Origin of the sequence: Pseudomonas sp. CF161 (assembly GCF_000416215.1) — a bacterium.
Taxonomy (GTDB): domain Bacteria; phylum Pseudomonadota; class Gammaproteobacteria; order Pseudomonadales; family Pseudomonadaceae; genus Aquipseudomonas.
In genome coordinates this window covers 1-8566 of the sequence record NZ_ATLP01000028.1, presented here as the reverse complement: position 1 = coordinate 8566, position 8566 = coordinate 1, and the positions used below count along the sequence as shown (strand labels likewise).

Annotated in this window: 5 protein-coding genes and 2 pseudogenes; 3 read left to right on the top strand and 4 right to left on the bottom strand. The window is 63.8% G+C overall.

What is annotated here, in order from left to right:
- A partial coding sequence (locus tag CF161_RS00465; RefSeq protein WP_043228267.1) for a FecR family protein occupies positions 1-746 on the top strand: 746 nt, incomplete at its 5' end.
- Positions 747-812: 66 nt separating this feature from the next.
- Complete coding sequence (locus CF161_RS00460; RefSeq protein ID WP_043228265.1) at positions 813-3212, top strand: TonB-dependent receptor; 2400 nt, start codon at positions 813-815, stop codon at positions 3210-3212.
- A 66-nt stretch (positions 3213-3278) separates the two neighbouring features.
- Here the strand turns inward: CF161_RS00460 and CF161_RS00455 are convergent, their stop codons facing one another.
- The 3 genes and pseudogenes from CF161_RS00455 to CF161_RS00445 all read right to left on the bottom strand — a co-directional run bounded on the left by CF161_RS00455 (position 3279) and on the right by CF161_RS00445 (position 6227).
- The gene (locus CF161_RS00455; protein ID WP_020294559.1) at positions 3279-3533 is read right to left on the bottom strand and encodes a hypothetical protein; all 255 of its coding nucleotides are present in this window, start codon (positions 3531-3533) and stop codon (positions 3279-3281) included.
- Between the two features lie 720 nt (positions 3534-4253).
- The gene (locus CF161_RS00450; RefSeq protein ID WP_020294558.1) at positions 4254-5564 is read right to left on the bottom strand and encodes an MFS transporter; all 1311 of its coding nucleotides are present in this window, start codon (positions 5562-5564) and stop codon (positions 4254-4256) included.
- 31 nt (positions 5565-5595) lie between these two features.
- Positions 5596-6227 (bottom strand): annotated as a pseudogene (locus CF161_RS00445) (isochorismatase family protein).
- Positions 6228-6448: 221 nt separating this feature from the next.
- Here CF161_RS00445 and ggt point away from each other — a divergent pair.
- The gene (gene ggt, locus CF161_RS00440; protein ID WP_020294556.1) at positions 6449-8173 is read left to right on the top strand and encodes a gamma-glutamyltransferase; all 1725 of its coding nucleotides are present in this window, start codon (positions 6449-6451) and stop codon (positions 8171-8173) included.
- 257 nt (positions 8174-8430) lie between these two features.
- On the opposite strand, the pseudogene CF161_RS33310 reads toward ggt, so the two are convergent.
- Positions 8431-8566: pseudogene (locus CF161_RS33310) on the bottom strand (3-(3-hydroxy-phenyl)propionate transporter MhpT); the annotation flags it as partial.

Below are 8566 nucleotides of genomic sequence, written 5' to 3'. Positions count from 1 at the left end.
CCCTGGCCAGCCTCGACCGCCCGCAAGCGGGACGCCGCGCGCTGCTCAAGCGCGGCCTGGGTGTGGCGGTGCTGGTGCCGGCGGCCTGGTTGCTGAGCCGGCAATTGCCCCTGGAGGTCTGGCGCGCCGACCTGCACACCGCCACCGGCGAGCGCAAACAGGTGCCCCTGGCCGACGGCAGTTCCCTGCAACTCAATACCGCCACGGCGGTGGATGTGGACCTCGCCGCGCGCCGCCTGACCCTGGTCCAGGGCGAGATGGCGCTCAAGGTGCCGGGCAGCGAGGCCCTGACCGTGCACACCCATTTTGGCCGGGTGCGGGTCAGCCAGAGCGAAGTCTGCGTGCGCCAGGACAGCCTCGGTTGTCGGGTTTCGGTGGTCAGTGGCGCGGTGCAGGTGCAGCCCCTGCAAGGCCCGGCCCTGAGCTTGGGCGCCGGACAGCAGGTCCGTCTGCAGGCGTCCGGGGCCGGGCTGCCGCAGGCCTTCGACAGCGCGATGCCGGGCTGGCGCGAAGGGGTGTTGATGGCCCAGGACCAGCCCCTGGGCGATTTCCTGCGGGAGTTGAGTCGCTACCGCAGCGGCGTGTTGCGCTGGGAACCGGAGTTGGAAGCGCTGCGGGTCACCGGCAGTTTTCGGGTCGAGGACACCGACCGGGTATTGGCCCTGCTGGCCGCCAGCCTGCCGCTGGAGGTGCAGTCGCGGACCCGTTTCTGGGTCACGCTGCTGCCGCGTAAAAAAGTGGCTTGAGGGCTGTCCCCTTTTTTCGAGGTGCCTGTCATTGCAGGTAAGTGAACGAAAAAGAGAGCCTCTTCAATGCCCCTCGTAATGCCTAGTTCTGTGCGTCCCTTGCTGCGCCTGAGTCTGTTGCTGAGCCTGAGCGCCAGCCCGTTGCTGGTCCCTGTGAGCTGGGCCGAGGATGCCGGCCGCCGCAGCTATCAGGTGCCGGCCGGCAGCCTGGGCGCGGCCCTGACCCGGTTTGCCGGGCTGGCCGGGGTCGACCTGTCGGTGGATCCGGGCCTGGTCAGTGGGCGCAACAGCGCCGGGCTTTCCGGTGAGTTCGCAGTGGAGGAGGGCTTTGCCCGGTTGCTGCAGGGCTCGGGTTTGCAACTGCAAGCCGTGGGCGAGCAGGCCTATACCCTGGCGCGGGCTCCCGAGGCGGGCAGCCTGGAGCTGCCCAGCACCTCGATTCTCGGCGCCAGCATCCCCAGCAGCGGCGAGCCCTATGCCGGTGGCCAGGTGGATCGCAAGGGCGGCCAGGGCCTGCTCGGCGACCGCGACTTTATGGACACCCCGTTCAACCTCACGTCCTACACCGCCGAGGCCCTGAAAAACCAGCAGGCGCGGACCCTGGGCGACGCCGTGGCCAGCGACCCGTCGGTGCGCACCACCAACCCGGCCAGTGGGCGTTTCGAGCAGTTTTCGGTGCGCGGCTTCAGCCTGTTCAACAGCGATGTGTCCTACGGCGGCCTGTACGGGATCTTGCCGACCTACGCCATCGACATGGAAATGGTCGGGCGCCTGGATGTGCTCAAGGGGCCGGGCATGCTGCTCAGCGGCATTGCGCCCCGGGGCAGCGTGGGCGGCGGCATCAACATCGAGCCCAAGCGCGCCCAGGACATCCCCCTGACCGAATTCACCGCCAACTACGCCTCTGCCGGGCAGACCGGCGGCGCCGTGGACATCGGCCGCCGCTTCGGCGAGGGCGACCGCTTTGGCCTGCGCTTCAATGGCGTACGCCAGTCCGGCGACACCGAGTGGGACCACCAGCAGATCAAGCGCGAGACCGGGGTCATCGGCCTCGACCTGCGTGATGAGCGGCTGCGCCTGTCCCTGGACCTGGGGCACCAGGAACGCCACGCCGATGCGCCGATCGAGCGGGTCGAAGTGGCGGCCGCGGCGAAAATGCCCAAGGCCGAAGACATCAAGCGCAACATCGCCCAGTCCTGGACCTACGCCCATTCCAAGGACAGCTTCGGCGCGGTGCGCGGCGAGTATGACCTCAGCGACTCGCTGATGGTGTACGCCGCCTTTGGCGCGCGCAAAGGCAACTATGACTTCCTGCGGCACGCGGTGCAGGTGACCAACAGCAAGGGTGATTTCACTGTCACCCCGCGCACCTTTCGCCGTGATGAAGACGTCAAGACCGCCACCATCGGCCTGCGCAGCGGGTTCAATACCGGGGCAGTCGGGCACACGGTGAACCTCAGCCTGAACCGCTTCAATATGGATTTCGACAACGCCGGCGAGCGTTACCTGCGCGGTGTCAGCAACCTCTACCGCCCAGTGGAACTGCCGTTGCCGGGACGCCCCAACCGCATCGACACCAGCACCCACACCGAAAACCGTTTCACCAGCCTGGCCCTGGCCGACACCCTGAGTTTTGCCGAGGACCAGGTGCTGCTGACCCTGGGGGCGCGTTTGCAGCGGGTCCAGGTCACCTCTTGGAGCAACGGCTTGCGCGACGAGCCGGTGAATGACGAAAAAGCCCTGTCCCCGGCCTTGGGGCTGGTGGTCAAGGTCACCGATCACCTGTCGCTGTACAGCAACTACATGGAAGGCCTGAGCCAGGGCGAAACCGCCCCGACCACTGCCACCAATGCCAACGAAGTGTTCGCGCCGTACCGCAGCAAACAGGTGGAAGTCGGCGCCAAGTACGACCTGGGCAGCTTCGGCATGAGCGCCAGCCTGTTCCGCATCCAGCAGCCGTCTTATGTCTACGACGAGAACAACAACTTCAAGCCCGATGGCCAGTTGCGCAACCAGGGCCTGGAGCTGAATGTGTTCGGCGAACCCCATGAGGGCGTGCGCCTGTTGGGCGGGCTGATGCTGCTCGACAGCGTGCAGACCGAAACCGGCAAGGGCCTGTATGACGGCAATCGCGGCACCGGCGCGCCGGTGGTCAACGCCAACCTCGGCGCGGAATGGGATATCGACAGCCTGCGCGGCCTGACCCTGACTGCCCGTGCGATCCACACCAGTTCGCAGTACCTGGACCCGGCCAACCAGCAGAAAATCGACGGCTGGGAGCGCTATGACTTGGGCGCGCGTTACGCCTTTGAACTGGGTGAAAGCCCGATCACCCTGCGTGCCACTGTCGAGAACGTGCTGGATAAAACCTACTGGGCCTCGGCTGCCACTTCGTCCGACAGTGCGGCAGGGTTGACGTTGTCGACGCCGCGTACCTGGTTGGTGTCGGCCACTGTGGGGTTCTAGGGCGGGCCGTTGGAGGTGGGCGTGCAGCCTCGCGCATCGGGGCTGTGGGCCTGGTTCGTTGGCGGGTCAGGGTTTTGTGGGGGGTATCTGGTCTTTGTTGAGGGCGATGATGTCCACGTGCTGCTCGGGGGAGAAATCCTGCAGTGCATCCTGTAGGTGCAGGTGCTCCAGGCCATGGGTGGTCATTTGTTCTGATGCGTGGATCAGGAACTGGCCCAGTTCTCTCAGGGTTTGTGGGGTGGCGAGAATGGAGATTTCGTCCAGCTGGAGGCTGGTGGTGGTTCCGATGGCGGTTCCGTGGATGGTGAAATCGTTGAGCATCTTTATCCTTCATTGGTCCGTGGGGGGGGGCAGTTATGCCTGAGGAAACACCACCTGTGGCGAGGGAGCTTGCTCCCGCTGGGCCGCGTAGCGGCCCTAAAACCTGAGTCCGCTGATTCCTGGGTGTACATATCCGTTGCTGCGGGTGATGGCGAGTATGGGTTCCGCCCTTACGGCGGGTCACTTTTGAACAGCGCAAAAGTAACCAAAACGCTCTTGCCCCACCACTCGGTGCTTCGCCTAGGCTCGGCATGCCCTCACTCCGGCAGTGAGCCGTGGGCCGCCGCGATGGGCCATCCTTGGCCCAGCGCGGCTAACCCGGCGTCCTGCCGGGTTGCCCACGGCTCACTGCCTGCGTTCGGCCATCGTGGTTTAACGGGGCGCCCAGATCAAAATCAAAATCAAGAGCGAGACGGCGGCCTTGCGGCCGGCCTGGTTTGTTTCGTTGCCGAGGAACGAGGCAGCGTTGGTCCTTGAGAACGCCGTGATGTGTCGGGTGTATTTGTGGTGGTGTTGAAGGCCGGCATCCGAACGCGGCCCGAGCTATTGGCAGGGGTTACAAAAACACTTGAGGCACGCGTTTGGTTTGAACTGGCCAGCCAGGACCCTGGCTACGTTGGCGCTGACCAGGGCCGTACCGGCAAGTAGGCCGGCGGCGACAAGTTAAGCGCAGTGTTTGAGGGCACGTTGCAGGGTGATTTATCCGACAAATTATTGTGGTTAACGGTTCACCAGTTTCGCCGGCAGGGCGATGACCAGGAAGCTGCTGAGAATCAGGCAGCCGGCGAAAAACCATAAGGCACCTGCGCTGCTGCCGGTGACGTCAATTGCAACGCCCATCAACGAGTTGCTCACCAGGCCGGCGATGTTCGCCAGCGAACAGGCCAGGGCAAAGCCGGTGGCCGCCGCAGTGCCTTTGAGAAAGGTCGCCGGCAGGCTGAAAAACACCGGTACGGCGCCGATGATCGCAGCGGAGGCAATCGCGAACAGTGCCACGGTGGCCGCGACGTTGTGGGTGAAGAATGTGCTGCTGGCCATTGCCGCTGCGCCGATGAAGAACGGCACGATGATGTGCCAGCGGCGTTCGCGGTGTTTGTCCGAGCTGGCGCCGATCAGCAGCATGCCCAGCAGGGCGGCGACGCTTGGCAGGGCGGTGAGGATGCCGATGTGGAAGGTGTCGCTGACCCCGGCATTGCGGATAAACGTCGGCATCCAGAAACCCATGGCGTAGGCACTGAGCAGGATCGAGAAGTCGATACCGCCGAGCATCCACACTTTGAGGTTGAAAAAACCGTCGCGGAAGCTGTGCTTGCTGCCGGTGGCGTCGGCGTCGTCCTTGCGCAGTTCACGTTCCAGCAAGGCCTTTTCCTCGTCCGACAGCCATTTGGCTTGCTGGAAGGTGTTGGGCAATGCCCAGAAGGTCAGCACGCCGAGTAATACGCTGGGCACCGCTTCGATCAGGAACAGCCACTGCCAGCCGCGCAGGCCGGCCATGTTGTCGAAGTGGCTCATGATCCAGCCGGATAACGGGCCGCCGACCACGCTGGACAGCGGCAGGCCGATCATGAACAGCGCGATGATGCGCCCGCGCCGATGCGTCGGGAACCAGGTGGTCAGGTAATACAGCACGCCCGGCAAAAAGCCCGCTTCGGCGGCGCCGAGCAGGAAGCGCAGGATGTAGAACTGGGTGGTGGAGGTGACCAGCATGGTGCAGGCCGAGAGCAGGCCCCAGGTGATCATGATGCGCGCGATCCAGATTTTTGCGCCGACCCGCTCCAGCACCAGGTTGCTTGGGACTTCAAGGATGATGTAGCCGACGAAAAACAAACCGGCGCCAAGGCCGAACGCGGTTTCGCTGAAGTGCAGTTGGTCGAGCATCTGCAGTTTGGCGAAGCCGATGTTGATACGGTCGAGGTAGGCGGCCAGGTAGCAGAAACACAGGAACGGAATCAGCTTCCAGGTGATCTTGTGGTAGAGCGTGTTGACGGGGTCGGCGACCGTAGTCGCGGGCGCTGCATTCGCAATGGGCATTTGGGTGTCTCCTGGCGGTCACTTCTGGTTTTTATACAGCCGCTTTGAATGTGCTCATCGCCTCCTGTTTGCTCACCACGTCGCCGTACTTGCTGTCGATATCGAACAAGTTGGCTTCATGGGGCGCCGGGTGCCGCTCGCCGACTCATTCGCGCACAACGATGGTGCGAAACCGGTGTTGCACCGCCTCCACTGCGGTGGCGCGAATGCAGCCGCTGGTGGAGCAGCCGGCCAGCACCACGGTGGCGATGCCTTGGGCGTGCAGCATCGGGGCCAGGTGCTGCCGAAAAACGCACTGGCGTACTGCTTGGTGATGACCACTTCATCGGCCTGGGGCAACACCTCGGCGCAGAACGCCGCGAGTGGGTTGCCCTCGACCATGTCCTTCATCACCGGGGCCTTCTTGACCCAGATACCGCCGTCGACGAAATGGCCGGCATGGTAGCGGATATGGGGATGCATCACCGCAATTCCATGCTGGCGCGCACTGGCCGGCAGCTCGACGCTTTCAGCCACGGCACTGACCACGCCTGGCGCGAACAAGGGCGCGCCTTGGGTGGTGTAGCCCTGCATAAAGTCGATCATCGGCGGGTCGATCAGCACCCCACGGTTGACGCCCTGGGGATGCGTGACTGCACTGTGCACGGCAAAACGCGCGCCCATGGAGTGGCCGACCAGGTGATAGCGGCCCAGGTCCAACTGGTCGCCACGGATCGGCGCACGGTGCCGAGCTTGAGGGTCGACATCCACAGCGCGAAATAGAGCAGGTGCTTTTTCGTGTCCGTTCTATGACCGACAAGTTCTGTAATAAAAACGCCATTGCGCTGGGGGTTGGATCCGAGTCGGGCTATTTTGGTGCACCTCAATCACTCGAGTAGCCATGGATGAAATACCAACCCTTCAGCCGTACCTTGATTGCCACCGCCCTGGTGTTGATGGTCGGCGGCGTGCAAGCAGCGTCACAGGCCCCGGTGGCCGGTGAAAATGGCATGGTCGTCACCGCCCAGCATTTGGCCACGCATGTGGGGGTGGATGTGCTCAAGGCTGGCGGCAACGCGGTGGATGCCGCCGTGGCAGTCGGTTACGCGCTGGCCGTGGTCTATCCGGCGGCGGGTAACCTCGGGGGCGGCGGTTTCATGACCGTGCAATTGGCGGACGGACGCAAAACCTTCCTCGACTTCCGCGAAAAAGCCCCATTGGCGGCCACTGCCGATATGTACCTGGACAAAGACGGCAAGGTCATCGAAGGCCTCAGCGCCAAGGGCCATCTGGCGGTCGGCGTCCCCGGCACAGTGTCTGGCATGGAAACAGCGCTGAGCAAATACGGCACCCTCAAACGCGCCCAAGTGATTGCCCCGGCGATCAAGCTGGCGGAAAACGGCTTCGAACTGGAGCAGGGTGATATCGACCTGCTGCATACCGCCACCGGCGAGTTCGAAAAAGACCAGGACCTGCGCGGCATCTTCCTGCATAACGGCCAACCGCTGCAGGTCGGGCAGAAACTGGTGCAGAAAGACCTGGCCAAGACCCTCAAGGAAATCTCCGCCAAGGGCACCGACGGCTTCTATAAAGGTTGGGTGGCCAAGGCCCTGGTGGATTCCAGCCAGGCCGGCAAGGGCATCATCACCCAGGCTGACCTCAACCAGTACAAGACCCGTGAACTGGCGCCCATCGAGTGTGATTACCGCGGCTACCACGTGGTTTCGGCACCGCCACCGAGCTCGGGCGGTGTGGTGATCTGCCAGATCATGAATATCCTCGAAGGCTACCCGATGGCGGACCTGGGCTATCACTCGGCCCAAGGCCTGCATTACCAGATCGAAGCGATGCGTCACGCCTACGTGGACCGTAACAGCTACCTCGGCGACCCGGACTTCGTGAAGAACCCGATCGCCCACCTGCTGGACAAGGACTACGCCGCCAAGCTGCGTGCCGCGATCGATCCGCAGAAAGCAGGTGACTCCCAGGCGATCAAGCCGGGTGTGTCGCCCCATGAAGGCAACAACACCACGCACTATTCCATCGTCGACAAGTGGGGCAACGCGGTTTCGGTGACCTACACCCTCAACGACTGGTTCGGTGCCGGCGTAATGGCGAGCAAGACCGGGGTGATCCTCAACGATGAAATGGACGATTTCACCGTCAAGGTCGGCGTGCCGAACATGTACGGCCTGGTTCAGGGGGAAGCCAACGCCATCGCTCCGGGCAAGGCGCCGCTGTCGTCGATGAGCCCGACCATCGTGACCAAGGATGGCAAGGCGGTGATGGTTGTCGGTACACCGGGCGGCAGTCGCATCATTACTGCAACCTTGCTGACCATCCTGAATGTCATCGACTACAAGATGAACATCCAGGAAGCCGTGGATGCCCCGCGTTTCCACCAGCAGTGGATGCCTGAGACCACTAACCTTGAGACCTTTGCGGTCAGCCCCGACACGCAAAAGATTCTGCAAGGCTGGGGCCATAAGTTTGCCGGCCCACAGGACGCCAACCACTTGGCCGCGATCCTGGTGGGCGCACCGTCCCTGGGTGGCGAACCTGTGGGCAACAACCGTTTCTACGGGGCCAATGACCCGCGCCGCAACACGGGGTTGTCGCTCGGTTACTGAGGCGTGAGGGGGGTAATGCAGGTGGGCCTGCGCGGCTAACCTGGCGTCCTGCCGGGTTGGCCACGGCTCACGGCCTGCGCTCGCCAGCCTGGTTTTCGGCGTCTGCGGGCCCTGTAGCCGCTGCCGAGGAACGAGGCTGCGCTGGCCCTTGAGTGCGCCGTGATGCGTCAGGTGTATGGGCGGCGGTGCAGATGGCCAGCATTTGAACGCGGCCTGAGCCTGCGGCAGCGGCTACCCGGCCGCTGCCGCTGGGGGCATCAATGCGCAGGCTTGAGCTGTGGCTTGGCGTTGGCGCGGGTGATGACGGTGAGGATCGACAGGGCGGCGATGACCAGGCCGGGGGAGGTGGCCAGGAGCACGCCGGTGGTGCCGGCGCCGGCGGCGAGGATCTGG